Source organism: Chthoniobacterales bacterium, assembly GCA_039930045.1.
Classification (GTDB): Bacteria; Verrucomicrobiota; Verrucomicrobiia; order Chthoniobacterales; family DASVRZ01; genus DASVRZ01.
In genome coordinates this window covers 143,428-164,889 of the sequence record JBDSQB010000003.1, presented here as the reverse complement: position 1 = coordinate 164,889, position 21,462 = coordinate 143,428, and the positions used below count along the sequence as shown (strand labels likewise).

Here is a 21,462-nt window from a genome sequence, read left to right as displayed (position 1 = left end):
ATGAACCCTGACATCCCCTCACTGCGTAAAAAACGCATCCCCCCGCCACTCTTTAAGTACAATCTTCGCGCTGATCCCCCCAAACGCCCCGACTTCGATACAGCGAAGCCCGCCATCTTTCTGGATCGCGACGGCACTCTCATGGAGGAGGTCGGTTATTGCACCAAGGCAAAGCACGTCCGGGTGTTTTCCAATGCTTCCAACAGCCTGCACCGGCTGCGCAAAGATGGTTATCTGACCATCATCATCACGAATCAATCCGGCATCGGCCGTGGCTTGATTCTTGAGGAGGACTACCAGAAAGTTCACAACGAATTTCTTCTTCAGGTCGGCCCAGAACTGGTCGATTGGACGTATTTTTGCCCGGATCATCCAGACCGGCCCACGCCGCGCCGCAAGCCCTGCATCGGGATGATCGAGGAGGCCGTGCGCGACTTCCATATCGATCTAACTCGCTCGTGGATGATCGGCGACAAGGCGAGCGACATCGAGTGTGGCAAGGCGGCGGGCTTGAAGACGATCCTCGTCGCGACGGGTTACGGTGCAGACCAGGAATGCCAGCCCGATTACCGAGTGCGCGACGTCGCAGCGGCCGTCGATTGGATCGTGGTGAAATGAACATTGTCGGAATCATCCCAGCGCGATGGAACTCGACTCGTTTCCCCGGCAAACCGCTCGCCTTGATCGCGGGAAAACCGCTCGTGCAGCGAGTCTGGGAGCAATGCGCCAAGGCAAAAGAACTCGACCGGTTGATTATTGCCACCGACGACGAGCGAATTGCTGACGCGGCTGCTGATTTCGGAGCTGAGGTGGCCATGACGCGCCCCGATCATCCCAGCGGCAGCGACCGTCTGGCGGAAGTGGCGCAAGGTCTCGAAGCGGAGGCCGTTCTCAACATCCAAGGCGACGAACCGCTGATTGACCCGGATTTGATCGACCGACTGGCCGCCACATTACGATGCAACTCGACTCTGGAAATGGTCACCGCTGCGACGGTTAGCGCCGACCCGGCGGCGTTGGATAACCCGAATGTCGTCAAAGTCGTCCTCGCGCAGAATGGCGACGCGCTCTATTTCTCGCGCAGCCGCATCCCGTATCAGCGCGATCTGGGTGCAAGTCCGGTCGTTTACCGGCATCAAGGCATCTACGGTTATCGGCGCGATTTTCTCCTGCAATTCGTCCGTTGGCCGCAATCCACCCTCGAAAAAACCGAGCAGCTTGAGCAGCTTCGTGCCCTCGAAAACGGTGCGCGCATCCGGGTTTTGATCACGGAACACGAAGCACAGGGCGTCGATTCGCCCGAAGACGTGGCCATCGTCGAGCGCGCCTTGGGTTGGAGCAGATAAATCCGGGGAATGGCTTGAACTTGCCGGTGCGATAGCGCATTTAAGGTGCTGCTTTTATGAAATATATCTTCGTTACCGGCGGTGTGGTCAGTTCTTTGGGGAAGGGTTTGGCGGCGGCATCGCTTGGCACATTGCTGGAGCATCGCGGGCTCAAAGTGTCTCTCCAAAAATTCGATCCCTACCTCAACGTCGATCCCGGAACGATGAATCCTTTCCAGCATGGCGAGGTCTATGTGCTGGATGACGGCGCCGAGACCGACCTCGACTTGGGGCACTACGAGCGTTTCACCAATACTGTTCTCACTCGCGCCAACAACGTCACCAGCGGCCAGGTTTACGAGACCGTCCTAGGCAAGGAACGCCGGGGCGATTACCTCGGCAAAACCGTCCAGGTCATCCCGCACATCACCGACGAAATCAAGGCCCGCATCTACCGGCTCGCCGCGGTCCAGCCGTGCGACGTAATCATCACGGAAATCGGCGGCACGACGGGCGACATCGAGGGGCTGCCCTTTCTCGAGGCGATCCGGCAGTTTGCACTCGAAGTCGGCCCGCAAAACGTCGTTTTCATGCACGTCACCCTCGTGCCTTACATTAAGGCGGCGGGCGAATTGAAGACCAAACCGAGCCAGCAAAGCATCGCCAAATTGCGCGAAATCGGCATTCAACCGCAAGTCCTCCTCTGCCGCACAGAACTCCCTCTCGGCGACGACGTTCGCGAGAAACTGGCCCTTTTCTGCAACGTTCCGCGCAAGGCCGTCATCGAAGTGCGCGACGTGGATCACTCGATTTACGAACTCCCGCTCATGCTTCAGCAGGAGAAACTGGACGAGACGGTTTGCCAGTTGCTCGACCTGCAAACGCCGCCTGCGGAAATGGCCGACTGGAAGAAATTTGTCCAGCGCGTGATCTATCCTCGCAAGCGAGTCAAAGTCGCCATCGTCGGCAAATACATCGACTTGCAGGACGCCTATAAATCCATTTACGAGTCGCTCACCATTGCCGCCGCCAGCCAGGATTGTGGTGTCGATCTGCTCAAAGTCGATGCCGAGGACATCGAGTCCGATGGCGCCGACGAAATCCTCAGCGGCGTCGCCGGCGTCATCATTCCCGGTGGCTTTGGCGACCGCGGTGTCGAGGGCAAAATCCAGGCCACTCGCTTTGCCCGCGAGAATCATTTGCCGTATCTCGGCCTCTGTCTCGGAATGCAGGTCGCCACGATCGAGTTTGCGCGCAACGTCGTCGGACTTGAGGACGCCAACAGCACCGAGTTCGACAAAGATTGCAAAAATCCGGTCATTTGCTTGCTGGAAGAACAGAAGGACGTCACTGACAAAGGCGGCTCCATGCGACTCGGCACCTGGCCCACGGAAATCGCACCCGGCACGCTCGCCGAGAAGGTTTATGGGACGAACAAAATCTTCGAGCGCCATCGGCATCGCTACGAGTTTAACATGCATTACCGCGAACAACTGCTGGCCAAGGGCTACGTCATTTCCGGCACATCGCCCGACGGCGATCTCGTGGAAATGATGGAACTCCCGAGCGAGGATTTCTTTATCGCCTGCCAGTATCACCCCGAGTTCCGCAGCAAACCGACCTCGCCGCATCCGCTTTTCAAAGGCTTCCTGCGCGCCGTCCTCGCTCACGGAATGGAATAAATTTCCTCCGTCAGATACGACTCAAAGTCGCATGTAAAAACGGCTCTTCGGAGCCGTTTTTTTGTGTCGCCATTCTCAAGGAGAAATGGAGCGGGCGAAGAGATTCGAACTCTCGACGTCTTCCTTGGCAAGGAAGTGCTCTACCACTGAGCTACGCCCGCTTTTTTTGAAGCAGAGCAGGACTATGAACCAAAACAAAAGCGGCGCAAGCATGTTTTTTGGCAAAATGACTTTGCTTGAAAGCGACTTGGTGTGAAGTCTTGCAGCATGATACGGATCGAGGGGCTCACCCGCAATTATGGCCGGCTGGAGGCGGTGCGCGGGATCGATCTGGACATTCCGCAGGGGGAATTTTTCGCCTTTCTCGGCCCCAACGCCGCGGGCAAAACCACCACGATCAAGATGCTCGCCGGTCTGCTCAAACCGACTGCGGGCCGTGCCATCGTCGGCGGCTTCGATATGCAAATCGATCCCGCCGAGGCGAAAAAAGTCATCGCTTACGTGCCCGATTTTCCATTTCTCTACGACAAGCTGACTCCGGTCGAATTCATGCGTTTCGTTGGCGAGCTTTTCCTGATGGATCGCGCGTCGATTCGCGAAAAAACCGAGGCCCTTTTCGAGCAGTTTCATCTCAATGAGCACCGCGATCAGCTCATCGAAAATCTCAGCCACGGCACCCGCCAGCGCGTCGTAATTTCCTCCGCGCTGCTGCACGATCCGAAGGTGATCATCATCGACGAACCGATGGTCGGGCTCGATCCGCGCCACGCCGCCATCGTGAAGCAGGAACTCAAAAAACGCTCCGCTGCTGGCACGACGATTTTTCTTTCGACGCATCAACTCAGTGTCGCCGAGGAAGTCGCGGACCGCGTCGCGATCATCAATCACGGCCAGGTCATCGCGCTGGGCACCGTTGACGAATTGAAGGGACTTGGCACCGAAAAAGGCGCGCTGGAAAAAGTGTTTCTCGAACTGGTCGGAGATTGAAATGAAACTCCTCCTTTTCTTTTTCCTAACCATCACCGCCGTGCGAGCCATCGACTTGGTTTTGCCCACGGAAAACGACGCCATCTATCGCGGCGGCGGAGCGGACTTCTATCAATATGTGCAGCGCAACTTCGAGGGCGCGATCTCCTATCCGTGGCAGGGCGGCCAATACGGTTTTGTGCGCGATCCCGTGCGGACAAGCGACGGGCTCCTCTTCAAACGGATGCACGAAGGCGTGGACATCAAGCCGCTGCACCGCGACGGAAAAGGCGTCCCTCTGGACTTGGTTAGAACCGTTGCCGATGGCGTGGTGATGTATGTTAACGAGCGCCCCGGCGCTTCTAACTATGGCCGCTATATTGTTATCAAACACGACTGGGACGGCTGTCCGTATTTCTCGCTCTACGCCCATCTCAACCGCGCCGATGTAAAAGCTGGCGACCACGTGCGCCAAGGGCAAACGATTGGATTGTTAGGTTTCACCGGCGATGGGATCGACATCGTTCGCGCCCACGTTCATTTCGAGATCAATCTCTTTCTAACCAACAACTTCGACGCCTGGCATTCGGCCAATTTTAGAGGCGAGCCCAACCCGCATGGAGTTTACAATGGAATGAATCTCACCGGCATCGACGTCGGAAATTTCCTAACCAAATCGCATCAGGACAAGACGCTCACCATCCCGGCGTTTCTGGCCAAAGAAGACGTTTTTTATCGTGTGAAAGTGCCAGCGCCCGGACCCGTGGAACTGGCGCGACGCTATCCGTGGATGGCACAAGGCTTTCGTTCGGGACAGGCGGCGGAGATCTCGTTTCTGCGCTCGGGTCTGCCCGTGAAAATCACCAGCGTGGAGCAGCAGATAGGAGTTCCATTCGTATCTTGGGCGCGGCCCGCTGGCGCACCGGTCGGGCTCTATACCAAAGGCTATCTGCAAGGCTCTGGGAAAACCCTGCGACTCACAGCGGAGGGCATGAAGTATCTGGCGCTATTCGGAGAAAAATGATCGCGGACGAATACGAAAAACTACAGGAAGCCGTCCTCAGTTTTATCCAGAAAGGCGAGGGGACTTTTGAGGAACTGGCGCTGGCGATTCATGCGTTTCAGTTTCGAAAAAATGCGCCGTATCAGCGATTCTGCCGTCTGCGTGGAGTGGATGAAGCACTGGCTGACTGGACGCAAATTCCCGCTGTGCCGCAGCAGGCTTTCAAGTCCTCGCGACTCACCACTTTTCCAATGGAAATGGCCGTGCGCGAGTTCCGCACTAGCGGAACGACGGGCGAAGGTTTTGGCAGCCATTATTTTCGCGATCTAACACTTTATGACGCTGCCATCGAGGCGGGTTGGAGCGCATTGAAAGTGGATCACCTCACGAAGCTCGTGCTAACACCATCGCCAGAGGAAGCGCCCCATTCGTCCCTCAGTCATATGATGGGGCGTCTGGCTCAAAATGAGTCGAGTTGCTTTTATATGCGCTGCGGAATCCTGGAGGAAAAACGGCTGCGCAACGACATCGGCAGCGAGCCCGTTCTCTTGTTAGGAACCGCGCTCGCCTTCTTTAATCTCATGGAGAAAGCTAACATGGCACTAACATTGCCAGCGGTCAGTCACATTCTGGAAACGGGCGGCTACAAAGGAAGTGGACGCAGCTTGTCGAAGGAGGATTTTTACGGGCAACTGTCGGAGTTTTTTGGAGTCGAGTTAGATTCCATTCTCAACGAATACGGCATGACCGAGCTTTCCTCGCAGTTTTACACACACGGGCTGGGGCGTCCGCATCTTTCAGGTCCGTGGATTCGCGAGCGCGTGGTGCATCCGCTCACCGGTCGCGAAGTCGCGGTGGGTGAAACGGGGATTCTGCAACTCTTCGACTTGGCGAATATCGGCTCGGTACTAGCGATTCAGACGGAGGATCTGGCTGTGCGGCAGGAGTCGGGTTTCATTCTACTCGGGCGCGATCCGGCTGCGCTGGCGCGGGGCTGTTCCCGCAGCGCGGACGATCAACTGAACCGATGACGGCGTGCGAAAGAGTGGCGTGGCTCGTGCCTGTGGTGGCCCGGTTTCCTGAGATGGGAGCCTTCGGAGACAAGGCTGCGTTATTGGAACTGATCCGACTGGAACTCGGATCGGAGGACGCACTGGAAACGGGAGCCGTTCTGCCGCCGCGCCGGCTGCTGCACATCATCAGCGCAAACACCGCGATGGCTGGGATGCAATCGCTCGTCCGCGGCCTGATTCTGGGCAGCCTGAACTGGTGCAAAACGCCGGGTGCCGGGCTGCCGCGTTTTGAGGAATTTGTGAAGGCACTGCCAGAGCCGTTGCGGATGCTGGTGAAGGTTTCGCCGACGTTGCTGCCGCACTGGCTGGAAATGGCGGATGCGGTGGTTGTTTTCGGCAGCGACGCGACAGTGGAGAAGTTTCGCAACGAAACGAAACCCGGCCAGATTTTTGCGGGTTATGGCAACCGCTGGAGCGGCGCGGTCATTTTTTCAGATGATGATTTTTCCAGTATTCCTTCGCTGGTTCGCGACGTCTGCCTTTACGATCAAATGGGCTGCCTCTCCGCGCAGATCGTCTGGCTCCATGACTCCATCGACGTTGAGGAATATGGAACTCGGCTGACAGCGGAGTTGGGGCGTTATGGGCAGGGAAATCCCACGGCGGCCTTGAGCTTCGAGGACGCGGCGAGCGTGGCGCGCTGGCGCTTGTCGGCGGAGTGGCAGACGGTCGAGCACGAGGGAAATCGCGTCTGGCTGAGCACGGACGATCCCGTCTGGGGCGTGCAACTCAGTCGGCAAAAAACGCCGCCGCTGAGCTGCCTGCACCGGCATGTAAGTTTGCAGATTTTTTCGGATGTCCCCGATCTGGGAGAACTAGCTTCAAGTGTGAGCACGCTGGGTTTCTGGCCCTTTTCCTCGAAGAATAGAATCCAACTGAAATCCTCAGGTGCGTCGCGGCTGTGCGCGGTCGGCGACATGCAATTTCCCCAGCCGACATGGCAGCAGGATGGGTTTCCGGCACTGGGCCGATTAGTGCGGCGTCAGGGTGCTGGATGAGAAAGTCACACGTTTTTCCTTTGCAGTGACGCGCTTTCTCTCTTGATTAGGCGGCTATGGCCAAGGAAGAAGCAATTAAGACAGACGGTATGGTAACGGACGTTCTACCCGGGACGATGTTCCGCGTGGATCTGCCCAACGGGGTGAATGTCCTGGCGCATATCAGCGGCAAAATGCGGAAACATTTCATCCGCATCGTTCCCGGCGACAAAGTGGAAGTCGAGATGTCGCCCTACGATTTGACGAAGGCCCGCATCGTTTTTCGAGCAAAGTAAATCCGGGTGCGCAATCATGTGCGTATCGTTGAAAGAAATTGACAGTCGAAGCTTGCCAACGGCAGCCGACGCGGCTTAGTTTCATACTAAACCAAGTTAAAAGGAGCTAATTTTATGTCCAACAATCCAATCAACGAACCCATCCTCGATCCTGAAGCCACCGCCGAGGCCAAAAGCAAATTTGAAACTGGCAAAGATCACGCTGCCGCCGCTGCAAACGAATTGAAGTCGGCTGCCGGTGTGCTCAAGCAAGCCGCAACTGAAAAAGCGGGCGAACTCAAGGAAGCTGCCACAGCGAAAGCGACTGAGTTGAAGGAGACGGCCACTGCCAAGGCGCAGGAATTCAAACAAACCGCGACCGCAAAAGCCGGCGAGATTCGCGAAAAAGCAACCGAGAAATGGACGGAGGCTCGCGAGAAAACCCGCACCTTCCAAGAGGACAGCGAGGAATACATTCGCGCGAATCCGACAAAATCTGTGCTCAGCGCGCTGGCGGCCGGTTTCGTTCTCGGCCTCGTTCTCCGCAAGTAAGACAACTCGCAAACACACTGCGACATGGCCCCGAATTCTGGTATGCCGGGCGAGTTTGCACACCGTCAGCCTGGGTTGATCGAGTCGCTTCAATTGATCCTTCGCGCGATTACGGAATACGCGTCGGTTCGATTTGAATTGGCCGGGCTGGAGTCCAAGGCAGCCTCCCAAAAAGTGGTCGCCGCACTGATCGCTGTTGCAGTGGCGCTGATGTGTCTGTCGTCCGGGTTTCTCTATTTGAGTTTGAGCCTGATCTACGTGCTGGCCGTCAAAGCTGGCTGGGGCTGGGGTTTGGCGTTGCTCGCCAGTGGCGTTGCAATGCTGCTGATCACCGTTGGCGGATTGCTTTTTGCGAAAAAATCTCTCACCGGCGCTTGGTTCCCCGCGACTATCGCTGAATTGAAGAAAGACTCCCAATGGCTGAAGCAGAGCACTACAACCACCGTTTAAAACAACTCTCCGATCGTGCCGCCGCATCGCGCCACAGTCTGGCCCATGCGGGACGCAGCCTGGCAGCGTCGGCGAATGTCAGCCGCCGCCTACAGACTTCGATTCGTGGCAATCTGACCACGTGGCTGGGTTCCGCAGCGTTGGTTGGACTGGTACTGGCCAAGCTGCCAGCGCGGAAGAAAAAAATTTACATCAAAGCGGGTGCCAGCAAAGGCACCAAAGCCGAAGCAGAATCTGCGGGAAAGGCGAAAGGCGGGCTCGCCATTGCGTTGTTAGGCTTGGTTTTCCAGGCAGTCCGCCCGCATTTGCAGAAGCTGATTACCGAACAGATTCGTGCGCAAATCGAGAAACGCAGGGCGAGCCAAAGAGTCGCTGCGACGGGTGTTTCTCCGGCCATCGTGCCTTAGCCGGATCGGAAAACGAGAGGGGTTTTCTTTTCCGCCCGCTAAATCTCTGATAGATTGACGGCATGTCTGCCGCGCCCTTCGTTCATCTTCATCAACACACCGAATATTCGCTGCTCGACGGCTCGATTCGGATCGAAGACCTGATGAAGCAGGCGAAGGAATTGAACATGCCCGCAGTGGCCATCACAGACCACGGCAATATGTATGGCGTCGTCGAATTTGTCCAAACTGCCAAAAAATACGGCATCAAGCCTATCGTGGGCTGCGAGGTTTACATGGCCGCGGGATCGATGCTCGACAAACAGGCCGCCACGGCTCGCGCCGAAACCTATCACTTCACCCTCCTGGCAAAGGACAACACCGGCTACCACAATCTTCTCAAACTCGTCTCAGCCGCGCACATCGATGGCTTCTACTACAAGCCGCGCATCGACAAGGAACTCCTCGCCAAACACAGCGAGGGCTTGATCGGCTTGAGCGGCTGCCTTAAAGGCGAGATCAACCAGGCGCTCATCGCCGAAAATCCGGCCAAGGCACGGCAGTCGGTTCAGGAGTTCATCGGTATTTTTGGGAAGGAGAATTTCTACATCGAATTGCAGGATCACGGCATCGAGGCGCAAGCCAAATGCAACCCGATCCTGAAGCAGTTTGCAGCCGAGTTTGATCTTCCTCTGGTCGCTACGAACGACGTCCATTTTCTCACCCGCGCCCAGCACGAGGCGCATGACGTGATGATTTGCATCGGCACCCAGTCGATGGTGCAGGACGAGAAACGGATGCACTATTCGCCCGAGCTTTACTTTAAGAGCGGCGACGAAATGGCCGCGCTTTTTGCCGACACGCCGGAGGCGATCAGCAACACGCTGGCCATTGCCGAGCGCTGCAACGTCACCCTCGACACCAGCACGAAATATCCCGCCTACAAGTGCCCCGATGGCATGACCGCCGAGGAAACCATGCGCAAGATTTGCTGGGAAGGCTTCGAGGATCGTTACGGCAAAAACGCCGCTCCCGAGCTGCGTGAGCGCCTCGAATATGAGCTAACCATTTTGGTCAAAACCGGTTTTATCGACTACTTTCTCATCACTTGGGATTTCATTCATTACGCCAAGCAAAACGGCATTCCCGTGGGACCCGGACGCGGCTCGGCTGCGGGCGCGATGGTCGCCTACGTCATGAAAATCACCGATATTGACCCGATTCGATTCGGACTCCTCTTCGAGCGATTCATGAACCCGGAGCGCGTCAGCCCGCCCGACATCGATATCGATTTCTGCCAGCAGCGGCGCGGGGAAGTCATCGAATACGTCCGCAACAAATATGGCCATCGCGCCGTTTCCCAGATCATTACCTTCGGCACGATGGGAGCGAAATCTGTCGTGCGCGATGTCGGTCGCGTCCTTGGTTACAGCTACGGCGACGGCGACCGGATTGCGAAAATGATCCCGCTGGACTTGGGGATGACTCTAAAAAAAGCCGCTGAAAAAAATCCCGATCTCAAAAAAGCCATCGAGACCGAGCCCGCCACCGCGCAGCTCTGGGAATACGCCACCACGCTCGAGGGCCTCTCGCGCAACACCGGCGTTCACGCGGCAGGAGTCGTCATTAGCGACCGCGATTTGTCCGATTACATCCCGCTTTCCAAGAGCAGCGACGGCGAAATCGTCAGTCAATACGCCATGGGTCCGCTGACCGATCTCGGCTTGTTAAAAATGGATTTTCTCGGCCTGAAAACGCTCACGATCATTCGTGACGCCGAGGACCTCATCCGCCAGAGCGACGACAGCTTCCGCATCGCCAACATCCCGCTCGACGACCAGCCGACTTTCGATCTCCTCAACCGCGCGGAAATCATCGGCATCTTCCAGTTGGACGGCGGCATGGCGTCGTGGTGCCGCTCATTCGACTTCCAGACGATTGACGACATTTACGCGCTCAGTGCGCTCTACCGGCCTGGCCCAATGGAGTTCATTCCCGACTATGTGAAGCGGAAAAAAGGGCAGACAAAAATCAAATACGCCCACCCGCTTTTGCAGCAAGTCTGCGGCGACACCTACGGCATCATGATCTACCAGGAACAGGTCATGCAGGCCGCTCGCGTGATGGCTGGCTACACCCTTGGCGGTGCCGATAATCTCCGGCGCGCTATGGGCAAAAAGGACGTCGAGAAAATGGCCAAGGAGCGCAAACTCTTCGTCGCCGGTTGCGCTGAGCATCACAACGTCGATTCCAAACTTGCCGACGAAATCTTCGACTTGCTCGAGAAATTTGCCGGCTACGGATTCAACAAATCCCACGCCGCCGCTTACGGCTGGATCAGCTATCAGACGGCGTATCTGAAAGCGAATCACCCGCTCGAATTCATGTCCGCGTTGCTCAGCAACGAAGTCAACAATACCGACAAAATCTCCATTTTCGTCGCCGAATGCCAGCGGATGAAGATCACCATTTTGCCGCCTGACTTAAATAGCAGTCTGCTCAAATTCCGCCCCTCCACCTTTGAGGGAAAACCGGCCATTCGCTTCGGACTCGCCGCCATCAAAAACGTCGGAGAAGCCGCCATGGAAGCCGCCATCGCTGAACGCGAAAAAGAGGGGAGTTACAAATCACTGGAGGATTTTTGCAGTCGCATCGACTCGAAGTCCGCTAATCGGCGCGTCATCGAAAGTCTTATCCGCTGCGGTGCTTTCGATTTTACAAAAATTGACCGCGCCGTCCTCTTCGCCAGCGTCGAATCGACTCTCGCCTCCGCGGCCTCTGCTCATCGCGACAAAGCCTCGGGCCAGGTCTCGCTCTTCGACATGTTTTCGTCCGCTCCGGCTCCGACGACTTTGGCCGAAATGCCGCACGTCGAACCTTGGAGCCAGGCCGAACGTCTTTCTGCCGAAAAGGAACTTCTCGGTTTCTACGTCACTGGCCATCCGCTCGATTCCTGGCGCGAGACGCTCGAAAATGGCGGCTATGTCACCACGGCTTTGATGCGCGAAATGGAGGACAAATCCATCATCGAAGCCGCCGGAATGCTGACCAGCGTCGAGAAGCGTTTCACCAAAAAAGAGAACAAACCCTACGCCATCTGCCAGATGGAAGATCTCACCGGGCAGGCCGAAATCATGGTCTGGCCCGAGACGTTTTCCAAATCCGGCCAGCTCCTTGAAGTCGGAAAAGTCCTCGTGATTACGGCCAAACTCGACAAGCGGGAGGAAAAGCCGCGGCTCGTCGCCAGCGAATTCAAAGTCATCAAAGAAACCAAGGGGAGTTCCATTCGACTCACCATGCAGCACGAACTTCTCGAAGTGGAAGAACTCGCCCGCCTCCGCGAAACGCTCCATCGCTACCCCGGAAAGACGCCTGTGATCCTGAATTTCCAGTTCGGCACGGGCGAGCGCGTGGTCATGCGCACCGGCACGAAATACCACGTTCAGGACAGCGAGGAACTTCGCCTCGCGCTCAACGGCTGGCTGATCTAGTTCGCGGTCGCGTCTTTATTCACCCGAGGCTTGAGCAATCTTTCCGAGCCCCTATGGTCTCAGGGAAATGTCCGAAAATAAACGCACCGTCATCGTTGGGGCCGGCCCTGCTGGACTCACTTCTGCTGCCGAACTGATCGAAAATGGCGTGCTCGTCCTCGTCCTCGACAAGGACCCGCATTATGTCGGCGGCATCGCCCGCACAGTCGAGTACCATGGTTATCGGTTCGATATTGGCGGTCATCGGTTTTTCTCCAAAAGCAATGAGATCACGCAATGGTGGAAAAAGCGGCTGGGGGATCAATTCATCAGCGTCCGCCGCATGTCGCGCATCTTCTACAACGGCGTCTATTTCGACTATCCTCTGAAAGCCGCCAATGCACTTTTCGGGCTCGGCGTGTGGACCTCGTTCCTGTGTGGCTTGAGTTACATCAAGTCGCGGATCTTTCCGATCACACCCGAGAAATCGTTTCAGGATTGGGTGAGCAATCGCTTTGGGAAGAAACTCTTCAACATCTTCTTCAAGACCTACACCGAGAAAGTCTGGGGCATGCCTTGCTCCGAAATCAGCGCCGATTGGGCGGCGCAACGCATCAAGGGTTTGTCTCTTTTCAGCGCGGTGATGAACGCGCTCTTTCCCAAAAAACAGGGAACCGGAGGCGAGGTCATCAAGACGCTGATCGACACCTTTGAATACCCCAAGCTGGGTCCGGGAATGATGTGGGAGAAGACTCGCGACGACATTCTGCGGCTCGGCGGCGAGATTTTGATGGCTCAGGAAGTGACGAAAATCAACCGGGTCGGAGATACCGTGGTCTCCGTCACTTCTCAGGGTCCGGGCGGAGTTACATCCGAATGGGCGGGGGAGAATTTCATCATCTCGATGCCGTTGCGCGACACCGTTCTGGCCTTCGATCCGCCTCTCAGTGAAGCGGCCCAAGCGGCAGCGAAGCGTCTGACCTACCGCGATTTCCTCACCGTCGCGCTCATGCTCAAGCGGACGGAACTTTTCCCCGACAACTGGATCTACGTCCACGATCCCGGTGTGAAACTGGGCCGCATCCAGAATTTCAACAACTGGAGCATGGACCTCGTCGCCGACAAATCGACGACTTGCCTCGGACTCGAATATTTCTGCTTCGAAGGCGACGACGTCTGGACGCAAAGTGATGCGAGTTTGATCGCCCTCGGCAAACGCGAACTCGTCCAGCTCGGCCTCGCCCGTGCCGACGACTTCCTCGACGGCTGCGTCGTCCGCATGGAAAAATCTTACCCGGTCTATGGCCCTGGCTATAACGAGGACGTCCGCATCATCCGCGAGGAACTCACCCAGCTCACCAACATCCAGCCCGTCGGTCGCAATGGAATGCACAAATACAACAACCAGGATCACTCCATGATGACTGCCATACTCGCGGCGAAAAACATCACCAGCGGCGGCCATTTCAACATCTGGAAAGTGAACACCGACGCCGAATACCACGAGGAAGGCAACGCCGACGAGCCCGACAAAACCGGCCGCCTCGTTCCCGAGAAACTGTAGCGGCGACTTTCTGTTATCTGAAGGTGGCCACCAGGCTCCGGTTCCTCGTGACGGTAAAAGTGTAGCGCGCACGCCGGCTCACGATCCGGCTGCCTTCCTTCCAGGCGACAAATTTCTTATGCGCCCTCGGTCTGGCCACCACCGTCAGGCGTCGGCCCGCCGCATAGCTCCCGGCTCCCGAGATGGTTCCCTTGTAGGAGGGAGCGGCCCGCAGGGAGATGGCAAACAGGCCATTCCCCGAGATCAGCATCGTCGCCCCACCGCTGATCGCGTCGGTGGAAACAGAGACGCTTCCCGCGTAGGCGATCCCCACGGTCGGCGTGAAAGTCACCGTGACATCCTGCGAGGCACCCGCCGCGATCGTTCCATTAAAATTCCCCGAGAAACCCGACGGATATTGGATCGAATACACCGATAAATCCAGGTTGCCCGTGTTTGCGATGGTCAACGTGGCCGACTTGCTGCTGCCGACGAGCACACTCCCGAAATTCAGGTCGCCGCTGAGCGAGAGCACGCTGCCGGTGGAGGTCACGTAGGTGTAATCGCCGTCCGTTTCGATCGTAATCATGGTGGGTGCAATTGCAGCAGTCACCGCCTCCCAGCCGAAACCATTCCAGGTTTGCAACGTCCCGGCACCGAGGAGATTGATCAGGTCGTTCGCAGTAGCGTAAGTGCCGAGGATGGTCAGGAAATTATTCGGAGCCAGCCGCAGATTGGAGAAACTGAAGGTCGCGCCACTGTCGAAGACCAGGCTGTTGCGCGTGGTGCCTTGCGGCGAACCGACCTGGACGGTGGTCGCCGTCACGTTGCCAAAAACATAAAGAATATTCGCATCGGCTCCGTCATATCTGCCGACGTAGATGGATTTGCCATCGGCGGTGACGTTCGCGCTACCACTTGCGAGATTGACCACATTACGGGTCGTCGTCTCGCCGATGATCCAGTCGTCCTTCGAGATGAAATTGAGACCGTCGATCCGGCGGTTGGCGTTGCCCACATCGAGCGTGGTCATGGAGCTGACCGTGCCGCTATAGGCTTTGCCTTGGGAGGAGTTTTTGTTAGAAGCACCGATCAGGAAATGGTCGCCGTCGAGGCTCGCGGCAGTGCCAAACTGATCAGTGAACGCGCCGTCGCTGGCAGTCAGCTTGAGGTTCTCTGTCACATTAACAACTGCGGAATCCAAGTTGAGGAACAGATAGGCTGCGCCCTGACCGATGTTGGAACCCACTTGGGCGTTATTAGCCCCAACCAAGCCGATGCTCCCGGATACGCTTCCTGAAATGCCAAAAAAATTCCCCGTCGTGCCATCGGAGGCGGTTAGTTTGACACTCTCGTAGATGGTGTTGATCGCGGTATCCAGATTACGGAAGACGTAGGCCGCACCCTGGGAGTTGTTTTTCCCAGTCGCCCCGACTAGGCCGATGCTCCCGGATAGGCTTACGTTATAGCCAAGGCCATCAGAGGTCAGACCGTCGGAGGCAATCAGTTTCACATTCTGGTAAACAGCGTTCACCGCAGTATCCAGATTGCGGAAGACGTAAGCCGCGCCGTGGTTGTCGTTATTTCCGCCAGCCCCGACCAGACCGATATTACCGGACAGACTTACGGAAAAACCAAAGAGATCATCGGCTCCGCCATCGAGGGCAGTCAGCTTCACATTTTGGTAAACATTGTCGCTGGCGGTATCCAAATTGCGAAACACATAGGCCGAACCTTGATCGGTGTTAGTGCCGATGTCGTCCGCGACAGCTCCGATCAAGCCGATGCTACCCCACAGACTTGCCGCATAGCCGAACCCATCGCCAGCTACGCCATCGCTGGCGGTCAGCTTCACATTCTGGTGGATATTACCGGTCGCGGTACCCAAATTGCGGAACACGTAGGCCGAACCTCGACTGCTCTCATCCCCCCTGGCCGCGATCAAGCCGATGCTGCCGGACCTGCTTACGGAATAGCCAAAGATATCCAAGGCCTCGCCATCGGAGGCAGTCAGCGTCGCACTCTGCGTCACAGTGCCAGTCGCGCCATCCAGATTGTTAAAGACATAGGCAGAACCCGGCGAGGGGTTGTAAACCCCCACCAAACCGCCACTCCCCGACTCACTCACGGCATAGCCGAAAAGGTCGTTGGGTGCGCCATCCGAGGCCACCAACCCGGCGGCATAGATGGAGAGGGGAGCGGCCCAAGTGGATAAAAGGACCGCGCAGGTGAGGATGTGACGTGTTTTCATAGAATTCAGAAAAAACGGGCAGCGGTGGACAACAAATAAGAGGCACATCTGCTTTGTCCGCCGCTTCCCTACCCGTGAAGCGGCCAGCAAAACCGCGCCTTTTATAGGGAACGGCCTGTGGGCAGGCAACCTTTTTATACAGCAGGCGTCTTACAAATGGGGCGTCCAATGGGTCGTCCATCGCCCCGGACCCTTCTCCGGGTGCTTTTCTGAGGGCAGAAATCGGGCCGGACGGATCTCCGGGCGGTTTTCTGGGGGTGAAAATGGGTGCGGACGTTTCCCCGGAGGCATTTTCGCTGACAGAAATGGGAGCGGAGGATTCTCCGAAGGCTTTTCGGGCTCAGGAAAACCGTGGGGAAATCCTGCGGTAAATCGCGGCGTGGATTCCAAATATCCCGAAAAAGACGATTTGTTACACTTTGTTGCCATTTTTGGCTTGCGAGACGGGTGCGGAATCGTGTCTTTTGCCGACACGCCCTGCCATGCAGGCCGGGTGGTTTATTGGAAGACTGAAAACTATGCCTACTTACGCACCTGCCAACTCCGACGAAGACCGCCACTCCACGCTGCAGAAAATCGTGAAAACCTCCGGGGAAGCCATCGTAGAAGCGTCTCTGCTTCCGGCGGCCACCCGCGCTAAAATCGTCACTTTTCTGACGACTTATACGCCAGTGATCCATGTTCTTAGCGACAAAATGGCGGATCGCGCCCAGGAGGTGAGCGAGAAAGACAAGGCGCAAGCCCTCCTCGAGACTTATGTGCGCGATTTTTACATTGTGCTGAAACGGCGCGCAACGCGGCTGCAGCAGAATGTGGCCGTGCTGGTGCATTACGGATTGCCCCAAAGCGGCGATGTGCCTGCGGTCCGTAGTGCGTCGGATGTGGTCGATGCGGCTACGAAAATCGTCAATGGCGAGACGGCGGCGGTGGCGGCGGGTTTCGGCCCCATGTCGAACCCCACGGCGGCGGAAGTGGCGGCAGTGCTGGCAAGTTTTGTAAAAGAGTCGGGCGAGGTGGTGCCGGCGGATTCGGCCGTGCGCGAGGCGGAAAAAGCAGCGGCCGACCTGCGCCCGATGGCGGATGAGTTGATCGACGACGCGAAGAGCGATCTGAGCCATGCGCTCCGCAAGGAGTCGGGTCCGGCTCAGCGTCGCGTGCTGCGTCTGTTTGGCTTTAAGTTTACCCCGAACCCCGGCGAGACACCCGAGTCCGATCCGACTCCCACGCCGATCCCGTAAGGGTGTTGGCCGGCAGTGGATGCAAGGTCGAAAACTACATTCGCACCGCGCAGCGTTGACACCTTGCGCCCCAATCGGCATATCACGGGGGCGTTTCAGCCAAAACGCGCGCAACAGGGATATTTATGGAAAACAGCCACGCAGAGCCGTCCGATTTCACCACCATCGGGTTTGAAAAAATCCGCACCGACCTTCGATTTCTAGTCGAATGCTTCCGCGAGGTTCTCGTCGGTTTGGGCGACACCGAACTCGCCAAATGCGTTCCCTGGCTGGAGGACTCGGAGATTCACGAGCCGTTTCCGAAGCGCATGGCGCAGGTCTATTCCATCGCCTTTCAGTTGCTGAACATCGTTGAGGAAAACACGTCGTCGCAGATTCGCCGGTTGCGCGAATCGGAACTCGGCGCAGCCAGCGAACCTGGCTTGTGGGCGGCGGAACTCCAGCGTTTGCAGCGGTTGGGAACCAGCGGTGCGGACCTCGCCGGAATCCTGAGAGAAGTGGAAGTCGAACCTGTCCTGACCGCGCACCCGACGGAGGCGAAACGCTCCACGGTGCTGGAGCAGCTTCGCGAATTGTATCAGCTCATGCTATCTCGCGAAAACAGCATGTGGACGCCGCGCGAACTCCAGAAAATCCGCGAGGACTGCAAGGCGACTCTCGAGCGTCTCTGGCGGACGGGCGAGATCCCGCGCCAGAAGCCGGAGGTCGCCGATGAGCGGCGCAATGTGATGCATTACCTCCACGAGGTTTTTCCCAAAGTCGTTCCGCGCTTGGATCGGAATCTGGAACTTTCCTGGGCTGAGTTTGGGTTCGATCCCGCTCTGTTGGAAGGCGAGGGGACGTTGCCTGCGCTGCGATTTGGCACATGGGTCGGCGGCGACCGCGATGGCCATCCCTTCGTCACGGCGGAGGTTACGCGCGAGACATTGCTCGACTTGCGGCGCAATGCCTTGACGGTGATCGACAGCCAACTCGAACGCACGGCGCACGAGCTGGGGCTCTCTCAATACGTCTATCCGGCTCCAGGGTTTCTCATGGAGGCGATCCAGGCTTTGGCCAAGGAAGTCGGGCCGGCTGTGGCAGAACCGATTTTCCGCCATTATCCCGATGAACCGTGGCGCCAATTTGTGCGGCTGATGCAGAATAAAATCCCGCTGGAGCGTTCGGTCGTTGATGACGCCCGCCTGAGCGCCGACGACCAGAATCGCTACCGGTTTCCGCAGCAGTTGCGGGCCGATCTGCGGATTCTTTACGGTTCGCTTCTAGAGGTGGGTGCGATTCGACTGGCCAAGATCGAGGTGCGTCCGATCATGCGGACGCTGGAGGTTTTTGGCTTCCATTCGGCGGTTCTCGATATTCGCCAAAACAGCGCGTTTCACGAGGCGGCGCTCTCGCAAATGATGTCGAAGGCCGGGCTGCCGGGTCACGAATTCATTGCGTGGAATGAAGCCCAGCGGCTGGAGTTTTTGAACAAGGAACTGAAGAGTCCGCGCCCGTTTCTTTTGCCCGGTGTGAAGGCTGGTACCGAGGCCGACGCGCTGCTCGATTGCTATCGCGTGTTGGCCGATCATCGCTCACGGTTCGGAGCCGATGGTCTGGGCGCGCTAATCGTGAGCATGACTCGCAGCGTCTCCGATTTGCTGATGATTTATCTTTTCTGCCGCGAGGCCGGATTAGTTGAAAATTCCCCCGAAGGTTTGGCGTGTCTGCTCGCAGTCGTGCCGCTTTTCGAGACCACTGAAGATCTGGAAAAAAGCCCGGGGATCATCCGCGAATTTCTCGATCACGATGTAACTCGCCGCAGCCTGCACCGGCAACATGCCTTGCGCCCGTCGCGTCATCCGCTGCCCGTCCAGCAGGTGATGGTCGGCTACAGCGACAGCAACAAGGAAGGCGGCATTCTGGCCAGTCAATGGGCGCTGCAAATGGCGCAGGAATCCATGACCGCCATCGGTACGGAACTGGGCTGCCGGATTCGGTTTTTCCACGGGCGCGGTGGCACGATCAGCCGGGGCGCGGGACCCACGCATCGCTTCCTCGATGCGCTGCCGACAAACACACTTAATGGCGACATCCGCCTGACTGAGCAGGGCGAAACCATTGCCCAGAAATACGCCAACCTCGGCACGGCGACCTACAATTTGGAGTTGCTTCTCGCCGGCGTTACCGGGGTCACGGCCCGACAGGCGCGAGTCGGCGAGGTAAAACGTCCGCTTAAAAGCGTGGTCAATCGCCTCTCCAACATCAGCCGCGACACGTATCAAGCCTTCCTCAAGCTGCCGGAATTCATGGATTTCTACAGCCAGGCGACGCCGATCGACGCGCTGGAACGCAGCAGCATTGGTTCGCGCCCGAGTCGTCGCACCGGCCAGCGCAAACTGAGCGACTTGCGCGCCATTCCGTGGGTTTTTTCCTGGAACCAGTCGCGTTATTATCTGCCCGGCTGGTTCGGAGTCGGCTCGGCTTTGGCAGTTGTCGAAAAGGAGGACGAGGAGAATTTTATCTGGCTGTCGAAGGAGCAAAAAAACTGGCCGTTTCTTCGTTTCACTCTCACGAATGTCGAGACGAATCTCGCCAGCGCCGATCTTCCGCTCATGGAAAAATACGCCTCCCTGGTCCCCGACACGGCGATGCGCGACAAGGTTTTTGGCATCATCCGGGATGAATTTCTCCTCACGCAAACGATGATCGAGAAAGTCCTCGGCTCAGAGCTGACCGGACGCCGCCCGCGTTTTTTCAAGACGCTGGCCGTGCGCGCCCACGCCTTGCAGATGCTGCACGAGCAGCAAATCGTGCTGCTTCGAGACTGGCGCAAGCTGCGTTCCTCCGGGGACACATCGGAGTCCGACGCATTGCTGCCCGACGTGATGCTCTCGATCAACGCCATTGCGGCCGGCCTACGGACGACTGGTTAGGCGCACAGTTGCGTCTAGTTCCTGAGAAATAACGTGCATCCTTTTGAGGTCGCGCGCGCGACTTCATGGGTAGCATGAACATTCTACCCCCCGGTTCCTTCCGCCGTCGTTGTCTTCATTGGAGTTTCATTTTAATGGCGGTGCTGGCGGGCGGCTGCTCGTCGAAAGGCCCGCTGAAAGCTCCGCTCCCGTCTGTCGCACACGTTGGCGAACCGTCGTTTCAGGAAAATATCGGCGCGACTCTCAGCGGCGGTTTTCTGACGGGAAATCGCATCGAGACATTGGAAAATGGCAACCAGATTTTCCCCGCCATGCTAGCCGCGATTCATAGCGCGAAGCGGAGTGTGAACTTCGAGACCTTCGTTTATTACGGCGACGAAACGGGCCGTATTTTCACCGACGCGCTGATCGAGCGAGCCCGTGCCGGTGTCCCGGTGCGAGTGATCATCGACGCGGTCGGCGGCAACAAATCCCTCAGATATCGCCGCGAAATGAAGGCCGCCGGAGTCGATGTCCAAGTCTATCATCCGCTGATCTGGATCGATCCGTTTCGCGCAAATCATCGCACGCATCGCAAGCTGTTGATCGTCGATGGGCGCGTCGGTTTCATCGGTGGCGTCGGCATTGGCGACGAGTGGCAGGGCAATGCGGAAAAGCCCGAGCACTGGCACGATCTGCACTACCGGTTGCAAGGCCCGGTCGTAACGCAATTGCAGTCGGCGTTCCTAGACAACTGGCTCAAAGTCGCCCGTGAACTGGTGCAGGGTCCGGCCTATTTTCCAGAGCTGAAATCTGCAGGGCCGATGATGGCGACGGCATTTTCCAGTTCGCCGATTCGGTCGCGCTATTCCTCGGAATTGATGTATCACCTTAGCCTTGCGAGTGCGCGGCAAACCGTGTGCATCGAGAACCCGTATTTCCTTCCCGACAAAGTCCTCATGCAGGCTTTGTGCGATGCCGCGCAGCGCGGCGTGAAGGTTCAGGTCATTTTGCCCGGCAAACACAACGACCAGAAAAACGTCCGCCGTGCCTCGCGGAAACGCTTCCCTCGTTTGTTGCGTGCCGGAGTCCGCCTTTACGAGTATGAGCCGACCATGAATCACACCAAACTCCTGGTCGTGGACGGCCTGTTTGTCTCCATCGGCTCGACGAACTTGGACCCGAGATCGTTGCGCATCAACGACGAGGCCAATGTGAACATCATCGACCGCGCCTTCGCCCGTTCGCAGGAGCAAATCTTCCAGCGCGACCTGAGGAAAAGCCGCGAGGTGAGAGTGAATGCCGCCGGTCATCTCACGGAGGCTCCTCTGCAACTCGCGACAACTCCGGTGGAGAGCCAATTATAGTTTGATGGGG

17 protein-coding genes and 1 tRNA gene are annotated in these 21,462 nt (G+C 57.4%); 16 read left to right on the top strand and 2 right to left on the bottom strand.

Going from position 1 to position 21,462, the window contains the following annotated elements; translation table 11 throughout:
• The 3 genes from ABIT76_03795 to ABIT76_03785 are packed head-to-tail and all read left to right on the top strand — an operon-like array spanning position 1 to position 3,007.
• Positions 1–618: an HAD family hydrolase gene (locus tag ABIT76_03795; protein MEO7932263.1), complete on the top strand. Its 618-nt coding sequence runs from the start codon at positions 1–3 to the stop codon at positions 616–618.
• Positions 615–1,346, top strand: coding sequence for a 3-deoxy-manno-octulosonate cytidylyltransferase (kdsB, locus tag ABIT76_03790; GenBank protein ID MEO7932262.1), 732 nt, complete (start codon positions 615–617; stop codon positions 1,344–1,346). Before ABIT76_03795 ends, kdsB begins: the two co-directional genes overlap by 4 nt.
• Positions 1,347–1,402: 56 nt before the next feature.
• Positions 1,403–3,007, top strand: a complete 1,605-nt coding sequence (locus tag ABIT76_03785; GenBank protein ID MEO7932261.1) for a CTP synthase — start codon at positions 1,403–1,405, stop codon at positions 3,005–3,007.
• 86 nt (positions 3,008–3,093) lie between these two features.
• Here ABIT76_03785 and ABIT76_03780 read toward each other — a convergent pair.
• Positions 3,094–3,168 (bottom strand) — tRNA-Gly (locus tag ABIT76_03780).
• A 106-nt stretch (positions 3,169–3,274) separates the two neighbouring features.
• Between ABIT76_03780 and ABIT76_03775 the strand changes: the two genes are divergently transcribed.
• From ABIT76_03775 to ABIT76_03730, 10 genes are all read left to right on the top strand, one after another.
• A complete protein-coding gene (locus tag ABIT76_03775) occupies positions 3,275–3,994 on the top strand; it encodes an ABC transporter ATP-binding protein (GenBank protein MEO7932260.1) in 720 nt (239 codons plus the stop codon).
• Between the two features lies 1 nt (position 3,995).
• On the top strand, positions 3,996–4,997 hold the full coding sequence (locus ABIT76_03770; protein MEO7932259.1) for a M23 family metallopeptidase: 1,002 nt from the start codon (positions 3,996–3,998) through the stop codon (positions 4,995–4,997).
• Entirely contained in the window at positions 4,994–6,007 is a 1,014-nt protein-coding gene (locus ABIT76_03765; GenBank protein ID MEO7932258.1) for an acyl-protein synthetase, read from the top strand. Before ABIT76_03770 ends, ABIT76_03765 begins: the two co-directional genes overlap by 4 nt.
• Positions 6,004–7,047: an acyl-CoA reductase gene (locus tag ABIT76_03760; protein MEO7932257.1), complete on the top strand. Its 1,044-nt coding sequence runs from the start codon at positions 6,004–6,006 to the stop codon at positions 7,045–7,047. The genes ABIT76_03765 and ABIT76_03760 overlap by 4 nt, the downstream gene beginning before the upstream one ends.
• A 56-nt stretch (positions 7,048–7,103) precedes the next feature.
• Entirely contained in the window at positions 7,104–7,322 is a 219-nt protein-coding gene (infA, locus tag ABIT76_03755) for a translation initiation factor IF-1 (GenBank protein ID MEO7932256.1), read from the top strand.
• A 114-nt stretch (positions 7,323–7,436) separates the two neighbouring features.
• Positions 7,437–7,853: a hypothetical protein gene (locus ABIT76_03750; protein MEO7932255.1), complete on the top strand. Its 417-nt coding sequence runs from the start codon at positions 7,437–7,439 to the stop codon at positions 7,851–7,853.
• 24 nt (positions 7,854–7,877) lie between these two features.
• Positions 7,878–8,303: a phage holin family protein gene (locus tag ABIT76_03745; protein ID MEO7932254.1), complete on the top strand. Its 426-nt coding sequence runs from the start codon at positions 7,878–7,880 to the stop codon at positions 8,301–8,303.
• On the top strand, positions 8,270–8,710 hold the full coding sequence (locus ABIT76_03740) for a hypothetical protein (GenBank protein ID MEO7932253.1): 441 nt from the start codon (positions 8,270–8,272) through the stop codon (positions 8,708–8,710). Before ABIT76_03745 ends, ABIT76_03740 begins: the two co-directional genes overlap by 34 nt.
• A 62-nt stretch (positions 8,711–8,772) precedes the next feature.
• On the top strand, positions 8,773–12,180 hold the full coding sequence (dnaE, locus tag ABIT76_03735; GenBank protein MEO7932252.1) for a DNA polymerase III subunit alpha: 3,408 nt from the start codon (positions 8,773–8,775) through the stop codon (positions 12,178–12,180).
• A 67-nt stretch (positions 12,181–12,247) separates the two neighbouring features.
• A complete protein-coding gene (locus ABIT76_03730; protein ID MEO7932251.1) occupies positions 12,248–13,723 on the top strand; it encodes an NAD(P)/FAD-dependent oxidoreductase in 1,476 nt (491 codons plus the stop codon).
• 13 nt (positions 13,724–13,736) lie between these two features.
• Here ABIT76_03730 and ABIT76_03725 read toward each other — a convergent pair whose 3' ends face one another.
• Positions 13,737–15,953, bottom strand: a complete 2,217-nt coding sequence (locus tag ABIT76_03725) for a choice-of-anchor D domain-containing protein (GenBank protein ID MEO7932250.1) — start codon at positions 15,951–15,953, stop codon at positions 13,737–13,739.
• A gap of 518 nt (positions 15,954–16,471) precedes the next feature.
• On the opposite strand from ABIT76_03725, the gene ABIT76_03720 reads away from it, so the two are divergent.
• From ABIT76_03720 to ABIT76_03710, 3 genes are all read left to right on the top strand, one after another.
• The gene (locus ABIT76_03720) at positions 16,472–17,191 is read left to right on the top strand and encodes a hypothetical protein (protein ID MEO7932249.1); all 720 of its coding nucleotides are present in this window, start codon (positions 16,472–16,474) and stop codon (positions 17,189–17,191) included.
• A 125-nt stretch (positions 17,192–17,316) separates the two neighbouring features.
• Positions 17,317–20,106, top strand: a complete 2,790-nt coding sequence (locus tag ABIT76_03715) for a phosphoenolpyruvate carboxylase (protein MEO7932248.1) — start codon at positions 17,317–17,319, stop codon at positions 20,104–20,106.
• A gap of 74 nt (positions 20,107–20,180) precedes the next feature.
• On the top strand, positions 20,181–21,452 hold the full coding sequence (locus ABIT76_03710) for a phospholipase D-like domain-containing protein (protein MEO7932247.1): 1,272 nt from the start codon (positions 20,181–20,183) through the stop codon (positions 21,450–21,452).
• Positions 21,453–21,462: the final 10 nt, after the last annotated feature.

Bases quoted from the DNA above. Each gene is read 5' to 3' on its own strand.
- ABIT76_03765 (MEO7932258.1), top strand. From the start codon at position 4,994: ATGATCGCGGACGAATACGAAAAACTACAGGAAGCCGTCCTCAGTTTT.
- ABIT76_03760 (MEO7932257.1), top strand. From the start codon at position 6,004: ATGACGGCGTGCGAAAGAGTGGCGTGGCTCGTGCCTGTGGTGGCCCGG.
- ABIT76_03775 (MEO7932260.1), top strand. From the start codon at position 3,275: ATGATACGGATCGAGGGGCTCACCCGCAATTATGGCCGGCTGGAGGCG.
- infA (MEO7932256.1), top strand. From the start codon at position 7,104: ATGGCCAAGGAAGAAGCAATTAAGACAGACGGTATGGTAACGGACGTT.
- ABIT76_03725 (MEO7932250.1), bottom strand. From the start codon at position 15,953: ATGAAAACACGTCACATCCTCACCTGCGCGGTCCTTTTATCCACTTGG.
- kdsB (MEO7932262.1), top strand. From the start codon at position 615: ATGAACATTGTCGGAATCATCCCAGCGCGATGGAACTCGACTCGTTTC.
- ABIT76_03795 (MEO7932263.1), top strand. From the start codon at position 1: ATGAACCCTGACATCCCCTCACTGCGTAAAAAACGCATCCCCCCGCCA.
- ABIT76_03785 (MEO7932261.1), top strand. From the start codon at position 1,403: ATGAAATATATCTTCGTTACCGGCGGTGTGGTCAGTTCTTTGGGGAAG.
- ABIT76_03710 (MEO7932247.1), top strand. From the start codon at position 20,181: ATGAACATTCTACCCCCCGGTTCCTTCCGCCGTCGTTGTCTTCATTGG.
- ABIT76_03750 (MEO7932255.1), top strand. From the start codon at position 7,437: ATGTCCAACAATCCAATCAACGAACCCATCCTCGATCCTGAAGCCACC.
- ABIT76_03740 (MEO7932253.1), top strand. From the start codon at position 8,270: ATGGCTGAAGCAGAGCACTACAACCACCGTTTAAAACAACTCTCCGAT.
- ABIT76_03715 (MEO7932248.1), top strand. From the start codon at position 17,317: ATGGAAAACAGCCACGCAGAGCCGTCCGATTTCACCACCATCGGGTTT.
- ABIT76_03720 (MEO7932249.1), top strand. From the start codon at position 16,472: ATGCCTACTTACGCACCTGCCAACTCCGACGAAGACCGCCACTCCACG.
- ABIT76_03770 (MEO7932259.1), top strand. From the start codon at position 3,996: ATGAAACTCCTCCTTTTCTTTTTCCTAACCATCACCGCCGTGCGAGCC.
- ABIT76_03730 (MEO7932251.1), top strand. From the start codon at position 12,248: ATGTCCGAAAATAAACGCACCGTCATCGTTGGGGCCGGCCCTGCTGGA.
- ABIT76_03745 (MEO7932254.1), top strand. From the start codon at position 7,878: ATGGCCCCGAATTCTGGTATGCCGGGCGAGTTTGCACACCGTCAGCCT.
- dnaE (MEO7932252.1), top strand. From the start codon at position 8,773: ATGTCTGCCGCGCCCTTCGTTCATCTTCATCAACACACCGAATATTCG.